The sequence below is a fragment of the Streptococcus infantis genome, assembly GCF_015546995.1.
GTDB classification, from domain to species: Bacteria; Bacillota; Bacilli; order Lactobacillales; family Streptococcaceae; genus Streptococcus; species Streptococcus infantis_J.
The window spans coordinates 15874-36315 of record NZ_JADMUH010000006.1 but is presented as its reverse complement, the minus strand read 5'-3'; the positions used below and the strand labels follow the sequence as shown (position 1 = coordinate 36315).

Below are 20442 nucleotides of genomic sequence, written 5' to 3'. Positions count from 1 at the left end.
AGTAGACATGACAAAAGAAAAAAATGTAATCTTGACTGCTCAAGATATTGTCGTGGAATTTGATGTTCGTGACAAAATTTTGACAGCTATTCGAGGCGTCTCCATCGATTTGATTGAGGGGGAAGTTCTCGCTTTAGTTGGTGAGTCAGGTTCAGGTAAATCAGTTTTAACAAAAACCTTCACAGGAATGTTAGAAGAAAATGGACGTATTGCGAAAGGTAGTATTATTTACCGTGATCAAGATTTGACTGAACTTTCTTCTAACAGAGATTGGGAACAAATCCGAGGTGCCAAGATTGCAACTATCTTCCAGGATCCGATGACCAGTCTTGACCCAATCAAGACAATCGGAAGTCAAATCACTGAAGTTATTGTAAAACACCAAGGTAAATCAGCTCAAGAAGCAAAAGAATTGGCAATCGACTATATGAATAAGGTCGGTATCCCTGATGCTGAGAGACGTTTTGATGAATACCCATTCCAGTATTCTGGTGGGATGCGTCAACGTATCGTTATTGCAATTGCTCTTGCCTGTCGTCCAGATGTTCTTATCTGTGATGAACCAACAACAGCCCTTGATGTGACTATTCAAGCTCAGATTATTGACTTGTTAAAGACACTTCAACAGGAATACCACTTTACAACAATCTTTATCACACACGACCTTGGTGTGGTAGCAAGTATTGCTGACAAAGTTGCGGTTATGTATGCTGGTGAAATTGTTGAGTATGGTACGGTTGAAGAAATTTTCTACGATCCACGTCATCCATATACATGGAGCCTCTTGTCAAGCTTGCCACAGTTGGCTGACGATAAAGGAGAATTGTATTCAATCCCGGGTACACCTCCATCACTTTATACTGAATTGAAGGGAGATGCATTTGCTCTTCGTTCAGACTATGCGATGAAGATTGATTTCGAAGAAAAAGCACCTCAGTTTGCTGTATCAGATACTCATTGGGCGAAAACATGGTTGCTTCATGAACAGGCTCCAAAAGTTTCAAAACCAGCAGTGATTGAAGACTTACACGATAAAATTCGTGAAAAGATGGGCTTTGCTCATCTTGAGGACTAGGAGGAAGGAAATGTCTGAAAAATTAGTAGAAATTAAAGACTTAGAAATTTCCTTCGGTGAAGGAAGCAAAAAGTTTGTAGCCGTTAAGAATGCAAACTTCTTTATCAACAAAGGAGAAACTTTCTCACTCGTTGGAGAATCTGGTAGTGGTAAGACAACAATTGGTCGTGCTATTATCGGTCTTAACGACACCAGCAAGGGAGATATTATCTTTGATGGTCAAAAAATCAATGGTAAAAAATCACGTGAACAAGCAGCGGAATTAATCCGTCGCATTCAAATGATTTTCCAAGACCCAGCCGCAAGTTTGAATGAACGTGCGACAGTAGACTATATCATCTCTGAAGGTCTTTACAATCACCATTTGTTTAAAGATGAAGAAGAAAGAAAAGAAAAAGTTCAAAATATCATTCGTGAAGTAGGGCTTTTGGCTGAACATTTGACACGTTACCCACACGAGTTTTCAGGTGGACAACGTCAACGTATCGGGATTGCACGTGCCTTGGTTATGCAACCTGACTTCGTTATCGCAGATGAGCCAATTTCAGCCTTGGACGTTTCTGTACGTGCCCAAGTTTTGAACTTGCTCAAGAAATTCCAAAAAGAATTAGGCTTGACTTATCTCTTTATCGCCCACGATTTGTCAGTAGTTCGTTTTATCTCTGATCGTATCGCGGTAATCTATAAGGGTGTCATTGTTGAAGTGGCTGAGACGGAAGAGCTGTTTAACAATCCAGTCCATCCATACACACAAGCACTTTTATCAGCTGTTCCGATTCCAGATCCAATCTTGGAACGAAAGAAAGTTTTGAAAGTCTATGATCCTAATCAACATGACTACGAAACTGATAAACCGTCTATGGTTGAAATTCGTCCAGGACATTATGTTTGGGCTAACCAAGCAGAATTGGAACGCTATAAAAAAGATATGAACTAATGAAAAGTTTTATAATCTTCCTAGTATTATTCTAGAAAGGTTATGAAACTTTTTTATTTTGCAGATAAAAACTTGATAATCTACATTAATTTGATATACTGAATACAATAAGAACTAATCTGTTAGAAATGATATGAACTACGGAAGAATCACATGGACAACCAACCAAATTTTTTTACAGGAATGGCTAGAACGATTGGGATATGCCTCTGGGTAAAAGGAATGGAAGTGCTGACTGAGAAGAAGGAATCTGAGCCAAAAGCCCTAGAGGTTGCTAAATTTCTTGCGACTTATAAAATGATATCTACTCTGCCTTGGATTGTGGGACTTCCTAAGAAAGAAGACAGAAAATGAAATTTATTTTGGATATTTTGTTTTATGTCCTAGTCAAGCCACTGATTACGATTGTAGAATTCATTTGGTATCACATTTGTTTAATTTTTTATGAATTCCTTTTGAATTTGTTATATTCGATTTTTAACTGGATTTATAACTGGCTTTTTAGTTTATTTTAGAGACTAGAAATTGGAAGTACGTACATATATATACTCATATATAACTTTATTATCACAAAAAAGATGGAAGATATTCCATCTTTTTTGTTTATAGCAATAAGATTAAGGCGAAGTTTTAAAAAGCTGATGCAAATAATAGATTCGTAGAGAGTCTATGATATAGATTAGATTTAGTCTAATCAAATTCAGACAGTATAGGCACAGGGAAGTTTTCAAAGGTAATGACATCGCCCTTTTGAGTAGCAAGCTGGATGCGATTGTCTTTGATGAGGGTAGCTTGTACTTCCTTACCGTTTACCTTGACAATGCTAGCTTCGATATTTGGATAGTCTACGACTAAGTCTCCACCCACATTAGAAAGGAAGGATAGCGTTTCAAGATTCTTTTCTTTCCATTTCATGCTGACTTCAAAGTTACCACGAGCGACTAAACCTGAAACTTGCCCATCTTTCCATGCATCTGGAAGGGCTGGTAATGGGGCAATGTAGCCGGTGTGAGACTGAAGGAGCATTTCTGCCATACCGCTAGTTGCACCAAAGTTCCCATCAATTTGGAAAGGCGCGTGCGTATCCCAGAGATTTTCTAGAGTTGAGGATCTGAGTTGTTCTGCCAGCAAACGATGGGCACGATTTCCATCAAGCAGACGAGCCCAGAGGTTGATTTTATTAGCCTTAGACCAACCCGTTCCACCATCTCCACGATGGTTTAGGGTTGCGCGTGCTGCTTCCAGATATTCAGGCTGATCCTTGCCAAATAAGGTTCCTGGGAAGAGCCCAACCAGATGAGAAACGTGACGGTGATGGTTTTCAAGTCCTTCATTAGTGAATTGAGGACTGTCTTCATCGTACCATTCCTTGATTCGGCCATCTTGGTTGATATGAAGTGGTTTGAGTTTGTCAAATTTAGCCTTCACTTCTGTCACCAAATCTTGGTCGACATTGAGATGATTGGCTGCTTCCATATAGTCGTGGAAGAGTTGCCAAACTAGAGATTGGTCAAAGGTATTTCCAATCGTGATAGTTCCATGCTCTGGTGAGTAGGATGGCGAAGAAACCCAACGGTCACTAGATTTGTCGTAGTGCAAGAAGGAATTCCAGAACTTGGCTGTTTCCTTGAGCATTGGATAAATCTTTTCTTTGAGATAGGTTTCATCCTTGGTGAATTTGTAGTAGTCATAGACGTTCTGCATCATCCAAGCATTGGCAGCAGGAGACCAACCCCAGTAATAATTCCAACCTGGAGTTGTCCAGCCAAATGGTGTTGCCTGAGTATGAACCAACCAACCATTTTCTTGGCCTTCTTTGGATTCGATACCTGCATATTCTTTAGCAGCGATACGACCATAGTAGCGCATGTCATCAATATAATTGACCATTGACTTAGCAGTTTCTGCAAGATTGTTCATGTAGGCAGGCCAGTAGTTCATCTGAAGGTTGACATTGAGGTGGTAATCTGAGTTCCAAGGTGGATTGTCTACAGCATTCCAGACTCCTTGCAAGTTGGCAGGAAGGGCATCTGTCCGGTCACGAGAAGAACTAATGAGTAGATAACGTCCGTATTGGAAGAAGAGCTCTTCTAGTTTTTGCCCTTTTTCTGGGTTGTAGGTATGCAGAGCTTCTTTTGTAGTTTGGCTAGACTTGTTGCCACCAAGATTTAGTTGAACACGGTTGAAGAGACTTTGATAATCCTTGATGTGGTTATTTTTTAGGGTTTCATAATCTTTTGCCTTGGCAGCTTCTACGATAGACTTAACAGTATTTTCTAGGTCAATATCCTTGCGATAATTAGTTTTTGGATTTTGAGCAAAGTTGGTCTTGGCACTGAGTAAAAGGGTCACATAGCTGGCTCCGGTGACAGTCAAATAGCCATCTTGTGCAGTGACTTGTCCGTCTGTCTTGATTCCGAGATAGGAAGCAAATTTCAGACCATTGTCTTTGACAGTTCCTTTGAGCAAAATACCATTAGAATCAGTCGTAACTGCTCCTTGTTTATAATTCGAATATTCCCAGGAGTAGTCGCCATTCGCAATCAAATCTTCAGTCAAACTATTCCAGAGTGTAAAATCAAGGGTTTTATCACCTTTTTTACTCAAGTGGGTCACAGTAACATCGTCAGGATAGCTAGAGAAGGTTTCGCGTTTAAAGTTTGTACCATCTTGGGTATAAGAAGTGGTCGAGATGGCCTCAGAAATATCTAAACCACGATGATAGTCGGTAACATTCTCCAAGCCTTTCTTTTGGTTGTTAAAGACCATAAAGATATCACCAAAAGATAAGTAACGACCATACTGAGCATTGTTTGGTCCGACTAGGTTGCGCTCCGCTAATTGTTTTGCTTTTTGGTGGTTTCCTTCTTCTAATGCCTTACGAATTTCTGCTAAGACCTTATAGCGGTCTTGATAATTCCCTCCATTGTAGTCGGTGCTATCCGGTTGCGGTCCACCAGACCAGAGAGTTTTTTCATTGTATTGGATTCTTTCTTCACCGATGAGCCCAAAAACTTTTGCCCCCATTTCTCCATTTCCGACTGGCAGGGCTTGTTTTTCCCAGCCGTCATAAGAAGGAGCAGTTGGTTGGTCGTAATGAAGTTGATAGTTTTCTTGCTTAGTCATAGGAAGTTCTGGTTTTTCACTCTCCTTATTTTCAGAAGGTTCAACTACAGCGTTAGTCTCTGATTGATGATGTATTTGAGGTGTTTCCTTTTCAGGTTTTACCTCTTTGTCAGCTAATTCAGTAGAAGTTTGATTTTCTGTGCTTGGTTGATTTTCCTTACCCTCTTGAGTGGGTTCCTCTACTTTTGTATTCACTTGAACCGTAGTCTCACTGACACTTGCTTGATTTTCTTTCACTTCGATACCATCGGCAGCTACATTCTGTGTTGCTAGAAAAACAGCTCCCAGTAGAACGGAAGCAGTTCCAACGGTCAATTTTCGGATGCTATACTTACAGGATTTTTCCCAATAGCTCTTCTCCATAAAAACTCCTTTCTCAAATCTGTAAGCGCATACATTTTCTTATAAAAAAAAATAAGCCTTGCAGAAAGATGTTTCCTTTGTTTTGTATAATCTTAATATAGCAAATAAATCGATTCAATGCAAGGTTTTTTAGGAAAAACTGAATTATTTTACCAAATTTTAGTTCTTTTTTTAATTTTATTGAATTAAAAAAGATTAGAGCAGAAAAAGAATTTGAGTAATGCCCTACCCTTTTGAAAGCGTAAATCAAACTAGTCAGGCGTGGGACTTTATGGTATAATATAGAAGATTCAAAAAGAAACAGGAGAAATATTATGGACCTTATTTTAGCAATTGTCTTGATTGTTTTAGCTTTTCTAGGTGGAGCTCTTGGAGGAATGTACTTGGTGCGCAAGCAAATTGAAAAAGAATTTGCGGATAACCCACGTTTGAATGCAGAAGCAGTTCGTACTCTGTTGAGTGCAAATGGTCAAAAACCAAGCGAAGCTAAGGTACAACAAGTGTACCACCAAATCATTCGCCAACAAAAAGCAGCCCTTGCTAACAATAAAAAGAAATAAATAGGAAAAGTCTGGGATGAAAATTCCAGACTTCTCACTATGTTCAACTGATATTTAAGGATAAGACTTTTTCCTTGCATTCTATTGATATTTGATTATGATTGAGAGGGAGATAGTCTGGAGTTTACCAGTCTGTCAGAAATTTCAGCGAAAAATGTAATGATAATGAACTATCAATCAGAAAAATAAAACTAGAAAGAAGACTATATGGATAATCGACCAATTGGTTTTTTGGATTCGGGCGTTGGAGGCTTGACCGTTGTACGTGAGCTCATGCGCCAGCTTCCTCATGAAGAAATCGTCTATATTGGAGATTCGGCACGGGCACCTTACGGGCCTCGTCCTGCTGAGCAAATTCGTGAATATACTTGGCAGTTGGTCAACTTTCTTTTGACTAAGGATGTCAAGATGATTGTAATCGCTTGTAATACTGCAACAGCAGTTGTTTGGGAAGAAATTAAATCCAAACTCGATATTCCTGTTCTTGGAGTGATTTTACCGGGTGCTTCAGCTGCTATCAAAGCAAGTCAGGGTGGGAGAATCGGTGTGATTGGAACACCAATGACAGTACAATCAGATATCTATCGTCAAAAAATTCATGACCTAGATCCAAATTTGCAAGTTGAAAGTTTGGCCTGCCCTAAGTTTGCTCCTTTGGTTGAGTCTGGGGCCCTTTCAACCAGTGTGACCAAGAAAGTAGTTTATGAAACCTTGCGTCCTTTAGTCGGCAAGGTGGACAGCTTGATTCTGGGCTGTACCCACTATCCGCTCCTCAGACCCATTATCCAAAATGTGATGGGACCGGAAGTGAAACTGATTGATAGTGGTGCAGAGTGCGTGCGGGATATCTCTGTCTTACTCAATTATTTCGAGATTAATCGTGGCCGTGATGCAGGCCTGCTACAACACCGTTTTTACACAACTGCAAATAGCCATAGTTTTGCTCAGATTGGAGCGGAATGGCTAGAAAAAGAGATTCATGTGGAGCATGTAACATTATGACAAACAAAATTTATGAATACAAGGATGACCAGGACTGGTATGTAGGTGTCTGGGACGTCTACGGTGGAATCTATAGCCTCATAAAAGATCCTCTTGATCTCGATTTTATGGATTTGGCTCGCATTTTCCGTGATGAGGAAAATGGTTTTCCAATCACGATTACGGTAATGCGCTGGTCTTCCAACTTCCGCTTGCTATCTTTTATCGTTGAGATTTTAAATGCAGAAGCCGGTCGAAACTTGGAAGTCATTCAACGCCAAGGTGCCCTGCTCTTAGTTGAAAATGGACAACTCTTGCATGTTGAATTACCTAAAGAAGGAGTCGATGTGGAAGCCTTCTTTGAGACAAACAAGGTCAGAGAAACTTTGCTGATTGCGACTCGTAACGAGGGTAAAACCAAGGAATTTTGTGCTATCTTTGACAAACTTGGCTATGATGTGGAGAATCTCAATGATTATCCAGACCTGCCTGAAGTTGCTGAAACCGGTATGACCTTTGAAGAAAATGCTCGTCTTAAGGCTGAAACCATCTCCAAATTAACAGGCAAGATGGTTTTGGCAGACGACTCAGGTCTTAAAGTCGATGTCCTCGGTGGATTGCCAGGTGTCTGGTCAGCTCGTTTTGCAGGAGTGGGAGCCACTGACCAGGAAAACAATGCTAAGCTTTTGCACGAATTAGCCATGGTCTTTGATCTCAAGGACCGTTCAGCGCAATTCCATACAACCTTGGTTGTTGCTAGCCCAGGTAAGGAAAGCTTGGTCGTCGAAGCTGACTGGCCAGGTTACATTAACTTTGAACCTAAGGGTGAAAATGGTTTTGGCTATGATCCGCTCTTCTTAGTAGGAGAAACTGGTAAATCATCAGCCGAATTAACCCTTGAAGAAAAAAATAGTCAATCCCACCGTGCCTTAGCCGTTAAGAAACTTTTGGAGGTATTTCCATCATGGCAAAGCAAACCATCATTGTAATGAGTGACTCCCACGGAGATAGCTTGATTGTAGAAGAAATACGTGACCGCTATCTTGGGAAAGTCGATGCTATTTTTCACAATGGTGACTCGGAACTTCGCCCAGATTCACCACTCTGGGAAGGAATCCAGGTAGTCAGAGGAAACATGGATTTTTATTCAGACTATCCAGAACGCTTAGTGACTCAACTGGGTCCTACCAAGATCATCCAGACTCATGGACATTTGTTTGATATTAACTTCAACTTCCAAAAGCTTGATTTCTGGGCTCAAGAGGAAGATGCAGATATCTGTCTTTATGGTCACTTACATATCCCAGATGCTTGGATGGAAGGAAAGACTCTCTTTCTAAATCCTGGTTCTATCAGTCAGCCACGTGGTGCAATTAGAGAATGCCTCTACGCTCGTGTGGAGATTGATGATAGCTACTTTAAAGTGGACTTTTTGACACGTGACCATGAGGTATATCCAGGCTTGTCTAAGGAGTTTGCTCGATGATTGCCAAAGAATTTGAACAGTTTTTACTGGAGCAAGAGGAAACCTTTTTAACTCCTGCTGAAAATTTGGCTGTGCTCATTGATACTCACAATGCAGATCATGCAATTCTCCTCCTTAGTCAGATGACCTATACCAGAGTGCCAGTCGTGACGGATGAGAAAAAATTCGTCGGGACTATTGGTCTTAGAGATATTCTTGCCTACCAGATGGAGCAGGGATTGAGTCAGGAAGTCATGGCAGATACAGATATCGTACACATGACCAAGAAGGATGTTGCGGTGGTAGCTCCAGATTATACATTGACAGATGTTTTACATAAGTTAGTGGATGAATCATTCCTACCAGTTGTTGATAAGGATGGAATCTTCCAAGGGATTATTACACGGAAATCAATCCTTAAGGCTGTCAATGCCCTTCTGCATGATTTTAGTAAGGAATATGAGATTCGAAGCAAATGAGAGAATGGATTTCAGTATTTTTAGAAGAAAAACAAAATCTATCTAGTAATTCTAAGCAGTCTTATAAGTATGATTTGGAGCAGTTTTTGGATTTTGTTGAAAAACAAATTTCAGAGACAAGTTTAAAAATCTACCAAGCTCAATTATCAAATTTTAAAATGAGTGCCCAAAAGCGGAAGGTTTCTGCTTGCAACCAATTTCTTTACTTCTTATATCAGAAAGGAAAGATTGGCACCTTTTACCGTTTGGAATTACCCAAACAGGCTGAGAAAAAGCAAGGGAAGTCGGAACTTTTAGACCTCAGTTCTTTCTGGCAAGAAAGTGCTTATCCAGAAGGACGCTTACTAGCCTTATTAATAGTGGAATTGGGCCTCTTGCCTAGTGAAATTCTAGCCATAAAAATAAGTGATGTGAATCTAGATTTTCAAGTGTTGAGAATCAATAAAGCTTCTCAACAAAGAATCTTGAGTCTTTCCACAAAACTACTTGCAGAGTTAGAACCCTTGATGGGACAGACCTACCTCTTTGAAAAAACGGGTAAGCCATACTCTCGTCAATGGGCCTTTCGTCAGTTAGAAGCCTTTCTAAAGGAAAAAGGTTTTGCAGATTTATCGGCTCAAGGATTGAGAGAACAGTTTATACTGAGACAAATTGAAGAGAAGGTTGACTTGTATGAAATCGCCAAAAAATTGGGATTAAAAACAGTCATGACCTTAGAAAAATATAGATAATGGATATTAAATTAAAAGATTTTGAAGGGCCTTTGGACTTGCTCTTACACTTGGTTTCAAAGTATCAGATGGATATCTATGATGTACCGATTACAGAAGTTATTGAGCAGTATCTAGCCTACATATCAACCTTACAAGCTATGCGTCTAGAAGTTGCAGGCGAATACATGGTGATGGCTAGCCAACTGATGCTGATCAAAAGTCGTAAGCTCTTGCCAAAGGTTGCGGAAGTGTCTGATTTAGAGGATGACCTAGAGCAGGATCTCCTTTATCAGATTGAAGAATACCGCAAGTTTAAACTTTTGGGAGAGCAGTTGGAAGTGAAACACCAAGAACGAGCTCAATATTACTCAAAAGCACCGACAGAGTTAATTTACGAAGATGCAGAACTCGTGCATGATAAGACCACGATCGATCTTTTCTTAGCCTTTTCAACCTTACTGACCAAGAAAAAGGAAGAATTCTCGAAAAACCATACAACCATTTTACGAGATGAGTATAAGATTGAGGATATGATGGTTATCGTACGAGAAGCCCTGGTAGAAGGGCAACAACTATGTCTGCAGGATTTGTTTAAAGAAACCAAGGATTTACAAGAGGTCATTACACTTTTTTTAGCAACCTTGGAGTTGATTAAAACCCAAGAAATTCTCTTGATTCAAAAAGAGAGTTTTGGAGATATCTATCTCATGAAAAAGAATGAGGAAAATCAAGTAGAGCAAAGTCAGGCTTGATAGAGAGGAAGTATGAGTACTTTAGCAAAAATAGAAGCGCTCCTGTTTGTAGCGGGGGAAGATGGGATTAGAGTTCGCCAGTTGGCTGAGCTTCTATCACTTCCACCAACAGGAATTCAGCAAAGCTTAGAAAAATTAGCCAAAAAGTATGAAAAAGACCAGGATTCTAGTTTGGCCCTGATTGAGACAGGAGGTGCCTACAGATTGGTAACCAAGCCTCAATTTGCAGATGTTTTGAAGGAATATTCTAAGGCGCCAATCAACCAGAGTCTATCTCGAGCTGCGCTTGAAACCTTGTCCATCATTGCTTATAAGCAACCTATCACACGTATAGAAATCGATGCTATTCGTGGGGTTAATTCGAGTGGGGCCTTAGCTAAGTTACAGGCCTTTGACTTGATACGTGAAGATGGAAAGAAAGAAGTTCTTGGTCGCCCTAATCTCTATGTAACTACGGATTATTTTCTAGATTACATGGGTATTAACCATTTGGAAGAATTGCCTGTGATTGACGAGCTTGAAATTCAAGCACAAGAAAGCCAATTATTTGGTGAAAGGATAGAAGAAGATGAGAATCAATAAATATATTGCCCACGCAGGTGTGGCCAGTAGGAGAAAAGCAGAAGAGTTGATCAAACAAGGATTGGTGACTGTTAACGGTCAGGTAGTACGTGAATTAGCGACAACCATTAAGTCTGGTGATAAGGTTGAGGTTGAGGGCCAACCCATCTATAACGAAGAAAAGGTTTACTATCTGCTCAATAAGCCACGTGGAGTGATTTCTAGTGTAACAGATGATAAGGGACGTAAGACGGTTGTCGATCTTTTGCCTAATGTGAAAGAGCGTATCTACCCTGTAGGACGTTTGGACTGGGATACATCAGGTGTCTTGATTTTGACCAATGATGGTGACTTTACCGATGAGATGATTCACCCACGTAATGAAATCGACAAGGTCTATGTGGCGCGTGTAAAAGGAATTGCTAACAAGGAAAACCTCCGCCCCTTAACTCGTGGTCTTGAGATTGATGGTAAGAAAACCAAGCCAGCGGTTTATGAGATTCTTAAAGTAGACCCTGTTAAAAACCGTTCTGTTGTACAGTTGACCATCCATGAAGGACGTAACCACCAGGTTAAAAAGATGTTTGAAGCAGTTGGGCTTCACGTGGATAAGTTGTCTCGGACACGTTTTGGACACCTTGACTTGACAGGTCTCCGTCCTGGTGAATCCCGTCGTCTTAACAAAAAAGAAATTAGCCAACTACATACTATGGCTGTAACAACTAATAAATAATGAAACGAATTTTAATTGTGCCTGTGCGCTTTTACCAACGCTTTATATCCCCTGCATTCCCACCTTCTTGTAGATTTGAGCCTACTTGTTCAAACTATATGATTCAGGCTATTGAAAAGCATGGATTTAAGGGAGTTCTGATGGGATTGGCCCGGATATTGCGATGTCATCCTTGGTCTGAAATAGGTAAGGACCCCGTACCAGATCACTTTTCTTTAAAGAGAAATTCAAAATAAAAAGAATCACAGTCGTGATTCTTTTTTGGTGTAAGAAGTAAGCTGATCACTAAAATGTCGATTTCTACTACCGTTCTCCTATAAAAAGTGGTAAAATGGTTGAAAGAAAGAAGGGACTAAAATGACAACATTATTTTCTAAAATCAAAGAAGTAACAGAGCTTTCTGCTATCTCAGGTCATGAAGCACCTGTACGCGCTTATCTTCGTGAGAAGATAACTCCTCACGTGGATGAAGTAGTGACTGATGGCCTAGGTGGTATTTTTGGTATCAAACATTCAGAAGTTGCGAATGCACCTCGCGTTTTGGTAGCATCTCATATGGATGAAGTTGGTTTCATGGTTAGTGAAATCAAAGCAGATGGGACCTTCCGAGTAGTCAGTATTGGTGGTTGGAACCCAATGGTTGTTAGCAGCCAACGCTTTAAACTCTTCACACGTGAAGGACGTGAAATACCGGTAATTTCGGGTTCAGTTCCTCCACATTTGACTCGTGGCACAGGTGGCCCAACCATGCCAGCTATTTCAGATATCGTTTTTGATGGTGGTTTTGCTGATAAGGCTGAGGCTGAAAGTTTTGGTATCCGTCCTGGTGACACCATCGTTCCAGATAGTAGTGCGATTCTAACTGCTAATGAAAAAAATATCATCTCAAAAGCATGGGATAACCGTTATGGTGTTCTCATGGTTAGCGAATTGGCTGAAAACTTGTCAGGTCAAAAACTAGGCAATGAACTTTATCTTGGTGCCAATGTCCAAGAGGAAGTTGGACTTCGTGGTGCCCATGCATCTACAACAAAATTTGATCCAGAAGTATTCCTTGCTGTAGACTGTTCACCAGCAGGTGATGTTTATGGAGGCCAAGGTAAGATTGGTGATGGAACCTTGATTCGTTTCTACGATCCAGGTCACTTACTTCTCCCAGGTATGAAGGACTTCCTTTTGACAACTGCTGAAGAAGCTGGAATCAAATATCAATACTATTGTGGAAAAGGTGGTACAGATGCAGGAGCAGCTCATCTGAAAAATGCAGGAGTTCCATCTACAACAATTGGTGTCTGCGCTCGTTATATCCACTCTCACCAAACCCTTTATGCAATGGATGACTTCCTTGAAGCTCAAGCTTTCTTACAATCCTTGGTTAAAAAATTGGATCGCTCTACTGTAGATTTGATTAAAAACTATTAAACAGAAATGATGGAGGTAATAGGGATGGAAGAACCAAACCTAGAAACCTTGATACGAGATCTTTACAACAACGCCCGTCAAAACCTGAGTGAAGATCTAGTGCTTGCACTTGTAGAGACCGCTAAGCAATTGCCCAGTACTGATGAGCGTTTGCTAGCAGTACGACTTTCAGGATTAGTCACGCTTGAACTACTCAAACATCCCAAACATCCAGCGCCAGAGTTAGTCAATCTGGCCCGCTTTATCAAAAAGGAAGAAGCTAGGTACAGGGGTGCAGCTGCATCTTCCTTTATGATTGGAGAGCTATTTAAAATGCTTTGATTCGAAAGAATCAAAGCATTTTTTTCGTTTTAAATTTGTTCTGCCAAAACCTTTTCAGCAAGGTTCATAGCGTGGTCTGATACACGAGTGTAATGTGAAATAATATCGATAAAGTTGACACCTGCTTGAGGAGAACATTCACCGTTATTTAGGCGTTTGATGTGAGTCTTACGAAGGACACGTTCCATGTTGTTGATGTCTTCGTGTCGCTCGATAAGAGCTTGAGCTTTCTCGAGGTCGTTGTTTTCCACACTCTCAAGAGCATCTTTGACGAAATCACTAGTTTTAAGATAAATCTCTGCTAGTTCTTCTAAGGCAGCCTCAGAGAATTGAACATTCTTGCGTTGCAAGTAATCGTTAAGATTGAGCAGGGCTTCTGCGTGGTCTCCGATACGTTCCAAGTCTCGTGAAGAGTCAAGGATATTTGTTAAGACTTCACTCTCTTTTTGGCTCAAAGCTTCACCAGATAAACTAATGAGGTAACGAGTCAATTTTTCATCAATGGTATTGATAGCTTCTTCAGTCTTATGTCCCTTTTCTGCAACTTTTTCATTAGAGTTGATGATATAGTCGTAAGAGAGATCAAAGGCTTTCGCAGCATAATTACCCAAGTGTAGAAGTTCTTTTTTAGCATTTCCAAGAGCGATAGACGGAGCTTGTTTGATCAGTTGCTCATCAAGGTAAAGTGGCTCGTATTTGACAACTTCGTCTTCTCCAGGGATAAGTTTGGTTACCATGAAGGCAAGAGCTCCGATGAATGGAAACTGAATGATTGTATTGGTAATGTTAAAGGTTCCGTGGGCGAAGGCAATGGTCATTTCTGGAGCTAGATTTAAGAAACTCTCAAACCATTGGATTAAGCCTGTAAATGGAACGAGGAAGATAATACAGATAACAGTCCCGATAACGTTAAAGGCCACATGGGCTGCCGCCACACGTTTGGCAGCAATATTAGCACCCAAGGAAGCGATAATAGCAGTGATGGTTGTTCCAATGTTATCTCCAAAGAGCACTGGTAGGGCACCCTGAAGGTCAATCAGATTGCTAGCGTATAGATTCTGTAGAATCCCGATGGTCGCTGAGGAGGCTTGAATCAGAAGGGTTAAACCTGTTCCGACAAGAACACCCAAGATTGGATTTTTACTAAGTTCTACCATGTAGTCTTTAAAGACTTGTAAATCCTTAAGGGGTTCCATGGCGCCACTCATAAGAGTGAGGGCAAAGAAGATACCACCGACACCAAAGACAATCCGTCCGATGTTATTGATGGTTCTATTTTTTGTGAAGAAGAGACAGACTGCTCCGAGAAAGAGCATAGGTAATGCGTAGTCTCCCAATTTAAAACCAATGATAAAGGATGTGACAGTTGTTCCAATATTGGCTCCCATAACAATCCCAATGGCCTGACGTAAGGTCAATAGTCCAGCGCTAACCAGACCAACTGTAATAACCGTAACACCTGAACTCGATTGAATCAGGGCAGTCATCCCAATTCCAACTAAAATTCCAAAGAAAGGATTACTAGTATATTTGTCAATGTAATATCGAAGACGATCTCCAGCTGCTTGTTGCAAACCGTCTCCCATGGTCTTGATACTATATAAGAATAGTCCCAGACCACCTAAAAAGTGAAATGCAATTTCCTGCCAATTAATGGACATTTTATTTTCCCTCCGAAAACTAATCGCGGAATTTCTCCCATTCTATTTTAAAGGATTCTAAGCAATCTAACAAGTAGTAAACGCATTTTTTTAGAAAAATATCATGAAAATGTAAAAAAGGCAATTGATTGTCTAATTTATATCATTTATTCACCCCTTTATAGATATTTTAGGATGACTGTTGACTCTACTTATAAATATCATAAAATAAAAATGAACAGTTCTGCTATTTTAAGGGCAGTTACTTTTTTAAAATAAAAATAAAGCGCTTACTTTTTGGAAGTGAAAGGAGAAAAAATGAAGAATCCATTTTTTGAGAAACGTTGTCGCTATAGTATTCGAAAATTATCAGTGGGTGCCTGCTCTTTGATGATTGGTTCGGTTTTATTTGCCAACCAAGCTCTAGCAGAAGAAGTTGCAATCTCAGCGAATGAAACAAGGACTACTGCTGTGGCTACAGAGCAAGCATCACCTGCCACATCAGAGCAACCAACTACAGCTTCACCTGAGGTATTAAAGCAGTTGGAAGAGACAGAAAACAAGGTTAGTGAACAACCTATTTCAGAAGAAAAACCAACCTTGGACCAATTGACTGCAGCTGATAAGGAAGTGGCTAGTCCGGTTGCTGAAGCGCCTAAGGCTGAAGAAGCACCTGTAGCTACAGAAAATAAGGTTGAAGAAGCACCTGTGGCTACAGAAAATAAGGCTGAAGAGAAAGCAACTGTTTCAGATGTTCCTAAGAAAGAAGAAAAAAGTCTTCGACCAAAAGAAATTAAATTTGAGACTTGGGAAGATTTGTTGAAATGGAAACCGGGTGCACGTGAAGACGACGCTATTAATCGTTCCTCAGTTGAATTGGCTAAACGTTACCGTGGGCATGTAGTCAACGAAAAAGCCAATAAGGATGCCAAGGTTGAAGCTCTTGCCAATACCAACTCTAAGGCTAAAGACCACGCTTCTGTAGGTGGTGAAGAGTTTAAAGCCTATGCTTTTGACTACTGGCAATACTTGAATTCAATGGTCTTCTGGGAAGGACTCGTTCCAACTCCGGACGTGATTGATGCTGGTCACCGTAATGGTGTCCCTGTATTGGGTACACTCTTCTTCAACTGGTCTAATAGTATTGCAGACCAAGAAAAATTTGCCGAAGCCCTTAAACAAGACGAAGACGGAACTTTCCCTATCGCTCGTAAGTTGGTTGATTTGGCTAAATACTATGGATTTGATGGATATTTTATCAACCAAGAAACAACAGGAGATATCGTAACGCCTCTTGGTAAGAAAATGCGTGACTTCATGCTCTATACCAAGGAATATGCAGCTCAAGTCAATCATCCAGTGAAATATTCTTGGTATGATGCCATGACCTATGAATATGGTCGTTATCATGAAGATGGTTTGGGTGAATACAATTACCAATTCATGGAAAAAGAGGGAGACAAGGTTCCTGCGGATCACTTCTTTGCCAACTTTAACTGGACCAAAGAGAAAAATGATTACTCTGTAACTATGGCCAAATGGCTTGGACGTAGTCAGTACGATGTCTTTGCAGGTTTGGAATTGCAACAAGGTGGTTCCTACAAGACAAAAGTGAAATGGGATGCCCTTTTTGATGAAAATGGCAAACTTCGCTTGTCGCTTGGACTCTTTGCACCGGATACTATCACTAGTCTTGGTAAGACAGGAGAAGACTATCACAAGAATGAAAATATCTTCTTTACAGGTTACCAAGGAGATCCAACTGGTCAAAAACCAGATGACAAGGACTGGTACGGAATTGCCAACCTTGTAGCTGACCGTACACCAGCAGTAGGCCGTACTTTTACAACATCCTTTAACACAGGACATGGTAAAAAATGGTTTGTAGAAGGCAAAGTTTCTAAGGATTCTGAATGGAACTATCGTTCTGTATCAGGTATCTTGCCTACATGGCGCTGGTGGCAAACTTCATCAGGTGCTAAACTTCAAGCTGACTATGACTTTGAAGATGCCTACAATGGTGGTAACTCACTTAAGTTTGCGGGTGATTTAGCTGAAAATACCAACCAAGATGTTCGTCTCTACTCTACAAAACTGGAAGTAACAGATAAAACAAAACTTCGTGTTGCTCATAAAGGTGGTAAGGGAAGCAAGGTCTATGTAGAGTTTGCGACTCAGAAAAACTATACTTATGGTGGAGAGAATGCTCGTAAAGAACTGACTCTATCTGACGATTGGACAAAAGATGAATTTGACTTGAGTGCATTGGCAGGTCAGACCATTTACGGTATCAAGCTCGCTTTTGAAAATACTGCTGCCCTCAAGGGCTATCAATTTAACTTGGGTGAGTTGACTGTAACAAATAATCAAGAGGCTCCTCAAGCACCGACAGCTCTTAAAGTAGCTAAACAATCCCTTAAAAATGCCCAAGAAGCAGAAGCCATTGTCCAATTTACTGGAAATAAAGATGCTGATTTCTATGAAGTTTATGAGAAGGATGGCGATGCTTGGCGCCTATTGACAGGTTCATCTGCCACTACGATCTACCTACCAAAAGTTAGCCGTTCAGCTAGTGCAACTGGTACTAGTCAAGAGTTGAAGGTTGTCGCAGTTGGGAAGAATGGCCTTCGTTCTGAAGCAGCAACTACAAACTTTGAGTGGGGAATGACTGTCCAAGACACAAGTCTTCCAAGACCATTAGCAGAAAATATCGTTCCAGGAGCGACTGTTATCGGAAGTACCTTCCCAGACACAGAAGGCGGCGAAGGTATCGAAGGTATGTTGAATGGAACTATCACTAGCTTATCTGATAAATGGTCTTCTGCTCAGTTGAGTGGTAGCGTTGATATCCGTTTGACACAACCACGCCGTGTCGTTAGATGGGTCATGGACCATGCCGGTGCTGGTGGAGAATCTGTCAACGATGGTTTGATGAATACGAAGGATTTTGACCTCTACTATAAGGATGAAGCTGGAGAATGGAAACTAGCTAAAGCTGTTCGTGGCAATAAAGCCCATGTTTCAGATATCACCCTTGATAGCCCAATCACTGCGCAAGAATGGCGCTTGAACGTCATCACGTCTGACAATGGAACACCATGGAAAGCCATTCGTATCTACAACTGGAAGATGTATGAAACTCTTGATACGGAGAGCCAAAACATTCCAATGGCTAAAGTTGCAGCGCGTGTTCTGACGGACAATAAGATCCAGCTTGGATTCTCAGAAGTTCCTGCTGGAGCAACAATTACAGTCTATGACAAGGCAGATTCACAGACTCCTATCGCTACTTTAAATACAGTAGTTGGAGGAGATTTGGCAACAGAACCATTGAGTTTTGAAAAACGTCCAAGCCTTCTTTACTATCGTACACAATTGCCAGGTAAAGAAATCAGTAATACTCTTGCTGTGACGATTCCTCAGGATGAGAGAAAGATTAAGGCTGTCAGTCTAGAAGTAGCACCTAAAAAGACAACTTACCAAGATGATGAGGAATTGAATCTCAAAGGTGGTCTTCTTCGTGTCAAATACGAGGGTGAAGAAGCAGACGAAGTCATCAACCTCAGTCATGCAGGTGTAGTTGTTAACGGCTATGATGCTCACCACCATGGCGAACAAGAGTTGACAGTAGCCTATCTTGGTCTTCCAGTTGCAGGTAGCTTTAAGGTTCAAGTCACTGGTGAAGAAGCTGGTCCAAAAGAAGTCGCAGCCTTGTATATTAGCAAGCAACCGAAAATTGATTACTTTGTAGGCGATACACTTGACTTATCAGAGGGACGCTTCAAGGTCTTGTATGATGATGAATCTGAGACAGAACATAGCTTTACAGACCAAGGAGTCGAAATTACAGGCTATGATTCTCAAAAAACAGGCCGTCAAAAACTTGAGTTGCACTATCAAGGACAAACTGTCGAATTTGATGTTCTAGTATCACCTAAGGCAGCCATTAACGACGAATATCTGAAACAAGAAATCACATCTGCTCAAGGTCGCAAAGAAACAGTAGCTTATACATTTGCGGATGCAGCAAAACAAGCAACTCTTGTTGAGAAGATTGATGCAGCAAAAGCTATCTTAGAAAACCACGATGCTAGTCAAGAAGCAGTCAACCAAGCCTTGAATGACTTGAAACAAGCTGGTGCAGACTTGAATGGTGTACAGCTTTATCAAACAGCTAAGGAAGAGCTTGAAATTCTTCTAGGAAAAGTTCGTGAGAAAAATGCAGACGATCCAATCATCGCTCAAGCAGAAACTCTTATTGGCTCAACAAATCCAAGCCCAGAAGCATTTGCCAACCTGAAGGAAGAGCTCAATAAAAAACTTCTAGTTGAAGAAAGCCATCATGTGGGTAGCTTAGAAGATGAAGTGGCTCCAACAGTTGAAGCTCTACCTGAGCTAGTGGTTGAAACAGAAACTCAAGCCTTCGAACGCCAAGAACGTCCAGCAGGAGACCTCTTGTTGGGTGAACGTCGAGTCGTTCAGGCGGGTGTAGAAGGTCAGACTCGTCGTCTGATTGAAGTTGATGCCAAAGGCAACCGCACTCTTCTTGAGACAGAAGTAGTCAAGGAAGCAGTGGCTGAGATTACTGAAGTTGGTACGAAGGTAGAAAGTCGTGTTCAACCGCTAGACGGAGTCAAAGATTTGACTATCAGCAATCCAGCATTGGTTGTTGAGGAAGAAAAGGTTGCATACGACCATGAAGAACGAGTAAATCCTAGTCTTAAAGCAGGAGAACGTCGAATTGTTCAGGCAGGAGTTGATGGGCTTCGTAGAAATCTTGTAGAAGTTGACGCAGAAGGCAACCGCAGTCTTAAGGGAACAGAGCTTATCAAAGAAACTGTAACTGAGATTGTTGAGATTGGACCAAAAGTTGATGCCCAAGCTGACAAACCTCTTGCCCCTGCTCCAGTAGCACAAGCAGCGAAGCAAGAACCAGCAAAAGCAGAAGCACAAGTTGAGAAACCTGAAGGAAAACAACTTCCAAATACAGGTGAAGAAGTAGATGCAAATCTCCTTGCCCTTGGATTGGTTGGAGTTCTGGGTAGTTTCGGATTACTTGCCCAAAAGAAAAAAGAAGATTAAGTTGGACTTCTAAATTACCGTCTGACAAGATAATAGTATTAAAAGGCAAGAGCCATTTTTGGCTCCTGCCTTTTTGCATTCTTAGAATGTTTATGTTAAGATTTTTATAATTTCATAAGGATTGTTGTAGTGAGATATCTGCATGTTTTGCTTTGAAGATTGATTATGTATATTGAATTTTAAAAGCTATTTATCCTTAATCCCATCAAGAATTGGTTTGGGAATAAGAAAG

At 40.8% G+C, this 20442-nt stretch carries 17 protein-coding genes and 1 pseudogene; 16 read left to right on the top strand and 2 right to left on the bottom strand.

All coding sequences use genetic code 11. The annotated features are described in order from the left end of the window. The first annotated feature begins 7 nt into the window (after positions 1–7). From I1J71_RS03305 to I1J71_RS03295, 3 genes are all read left to right on the top strand, one after another. Entirely contained in the window at positions 8–1075 is a 1068-nt protein-coding gene (locus tag I1J71_RS03305; RefSeq protein WP_195183710.1) for an ABC transporter ATP-binding protein, read from the top strand. A 10-nt stretch (positions 1076–1085) separates the two neighbouring features. Continuing rightward, the gene (locus I1J71_RS03300) at positions 1086–2012 is read left to right on the top strand and encodes an ATP-binding cassette domain-containing protein (protein WP_195183709.1); all 927 of its coding nucleotides are present in this window, start codon (positions 1086–1088) and stop codon (positions 2010–2012) included. A 153-nt stretch (positions 2013–2165) separates the two neighbouring features. Next, positions 2166–2366: a mechanosensitive ion channel protein MscL gene (locus I1J71_RS03295; RefSeq protein ID WP_074324326.1), complete on the top strand. Its 201-nt coding sequence runs from the start codon at positions 2166–2168 to the stop codon at positions 2364–2366. A 363-nt stretch (positions 2367–2729) separates the two neighbouring features. On the opposite strand, the pseudogene I1J71_RS03290 reads toward I1J71_RS03295, so the two are convergent. After that, positions 2730–5501 (bottom strand): annotated as a pseudogene (locus I1J71_RS03290) (glycosyl hydrolase family 95 catalytic domain-containing protein); the annotation flags it as partial. A gap of 314 nt (positions 5502–5815) precedes the next feature. Between I1J71_RS03290 and I1J71_RS03285 the strand changes: the two are divergent. The 12 genes from I1J71_RS03285 (at position 5816) to I1J71_RS03230 (ending at position 13488) form a co-directional block, all read left to right on the top strand. Then, positions 5816–6061 carry a YneF family protein gene (locus tag I1J71_RS03285; protein ID WP_004251708.1) on the top strand — a complete coding sequence of 82 codons (246 nt, stop codon included), beginning with the start codon at positions 5816–5818 and terminating at the stop codon, positions 6059–6061. A 207-nt stretch (positions 6062–6268) separates the two neighbouring features. After that, positions 6269–7063: a glutamate racemase gene (gene racE / locus I1J71_RS03280; RefSeq protein WP_195183707.1), complete on the top strand. Its 795-nt coding sequence runs from the start codon at positions 6269–6271 to the stop codon at positions 7061–7063. Next, positions 7021–8031: a nucleoside-triphosphate diphosphatase gene (locus I1J71_RS03275; RefSeq protein WP_416385344.1), complete on the top strand. Its 1011-nt coding sequence runs from the start codon at positions 7021–7023 to the stop codon at positions 8029–8031. The genes racE and I1J71_RS03275 overlap by 43 nt, the downstream gene beginning before the upstream one ends. Then, positions 8007–8528: a metallophosphoesterase gene (locus tag I1J71_RS03270; RefSeq protein WP_195183705.1), complete on the top strand. Its 522-nt coding sequence runs from the start codon at positions 8007–8009 to the stop codon at positions 8526–8528. The genes I1J71_RS03275 and I1J71_RS03270 overlap by 25 nt, the downstream gene beginning before the upstream one ends. Continuing rightward, entirely contained in the window at positions 8525–8986 is a 462-nt protein-coding gene (cbpB, locus tag I1J71_RS03265; RefSeq protein ID WP_006150178.1) for a cyclic-di-AMP-binding protein CbpB, read from the top strand. Before I1J71_RS03270 ends, cbpB begins: the two co-directional genes overlap by 4 nt. Then, positions 8983–9717: a site-specific tyrosine recombinase XerD gene (xerD, locus tag I1J71_RS03260; protein WP_195183704.1), complete on the top strand. Its 735-nt coding sequence runs from the start codon at positions 8983–8985 to the stop codon at positions 9715–9717. The genes cbpB and xerD overlap by 4 nt, the downstream gene beginning before the upstream one ends. Next, on the top strand, positions 9717–10451 hold the full coding sequence (locus I1J71_RS03255) for a segregation/condensation protein A (RefSeq protein ID WP_195183703.1): 735 nt from the start codon (positions 9717–9719) through the stop codon (positions 10449–10451). Before xerD ends, I1J71_RS03255 begins: the two co-directional genes overlap by 1 nt. A 12-nt stretch (positions 10452–10463) precedes the next feature. Further along, positions 10464–11033: an SMC-Scp complex subunit ScpB gene (gene scpB / locus I1J71_RS03250; RefSeq protein ID WP_195183702.1), complete on the top strand. Its 570-nt coding sequence runs from the start codon at positions 10464–10466 to the stop codon at positions 11031–11033. Further along, the gene (locus tag I1J71_RS03245; RefSeq protein ID WP_195183701.1) at positions 11020–11745 is read left to right on the top strand and encodes a pseudouridine synthase; all 726 of its coding nucleotides are present in this window, start codon (positions 11020–11022) and stop codon (positions 11743–11745) included. The genes scpB and I1J71_RS03245 overlap by 14 nt, the downstream gene beginning before the upstream one ends. Continuing rightward, the gene (yidD, locus tag I1J71_RS03240) at positions 11745–11981 is read left to right on the top strand and encodes a membrane protein insertion efficiency factor YidD (protein ID WP_195183700.1); all 237 of its coding nucleotides are present in this window, start codon (positions 11745–11747) and stop codon (positions 11979–11981) included. Before I1J71_RS03245 ends, yidD begins: the two co-directional genes overlap by 1 nt. Before the next feature lie 121 nt (positions 11982–12102). Then, entirely contained in the window at positions 12103–13167 is a 1065-nt protein-coding gene (gene pepA, locus I1J71_RS03235; RefSeq protein WP_195183699.1) for a glutamyl aminopeptidase, read from the top strand. A 24-nt stretch (positions 13168–13191) separates the two neighbouring features. Then, positions 13192–13488: a bacteriocin immunity protein gene (locus tag I1J71_RS03230; RefSeq protein ID WP_195183742.1), complete on the top strand. Its 297-nt coding sequence runs from the start codon at positions 13192–13194 to the stop codon at positions 13486–13488. A gap of 29 nt (positions 13489–13517) precedes the next feature. Here the strand turns inward: I1J71_RS03230 and I1J71_RS03225 are convergent, their stop codons facing one another. After that, positions 13518–15149 (bottom strand): Na/Pi cotransporter family protein, encoded by a 1632-nt coding sequence (locus I1J71_RS03225; RefSeq protein ID WP_195183698.1) that lies wholly within the window; start codon positions 15147–15149, stop codon positions 13518–13520. Positions 15150–15446: 297 nt separating this feature from the next. On the opposite strand from I1J71_RS03225, the gene I1J71_RS03220 reads away from it, so the two are divergent. Then, positions 15447–20210, top strand: coding sequence for an endo-beta-N-acetylglucosaminidase (locus I1J71_RS03220; RefSeq protein WP_195183697.1), 4764 nt, complete (start codon positions 15447–15449; stop codon positions 20208–20210). Positions 20211–20442: the final 232 nt, after the last annotated feature.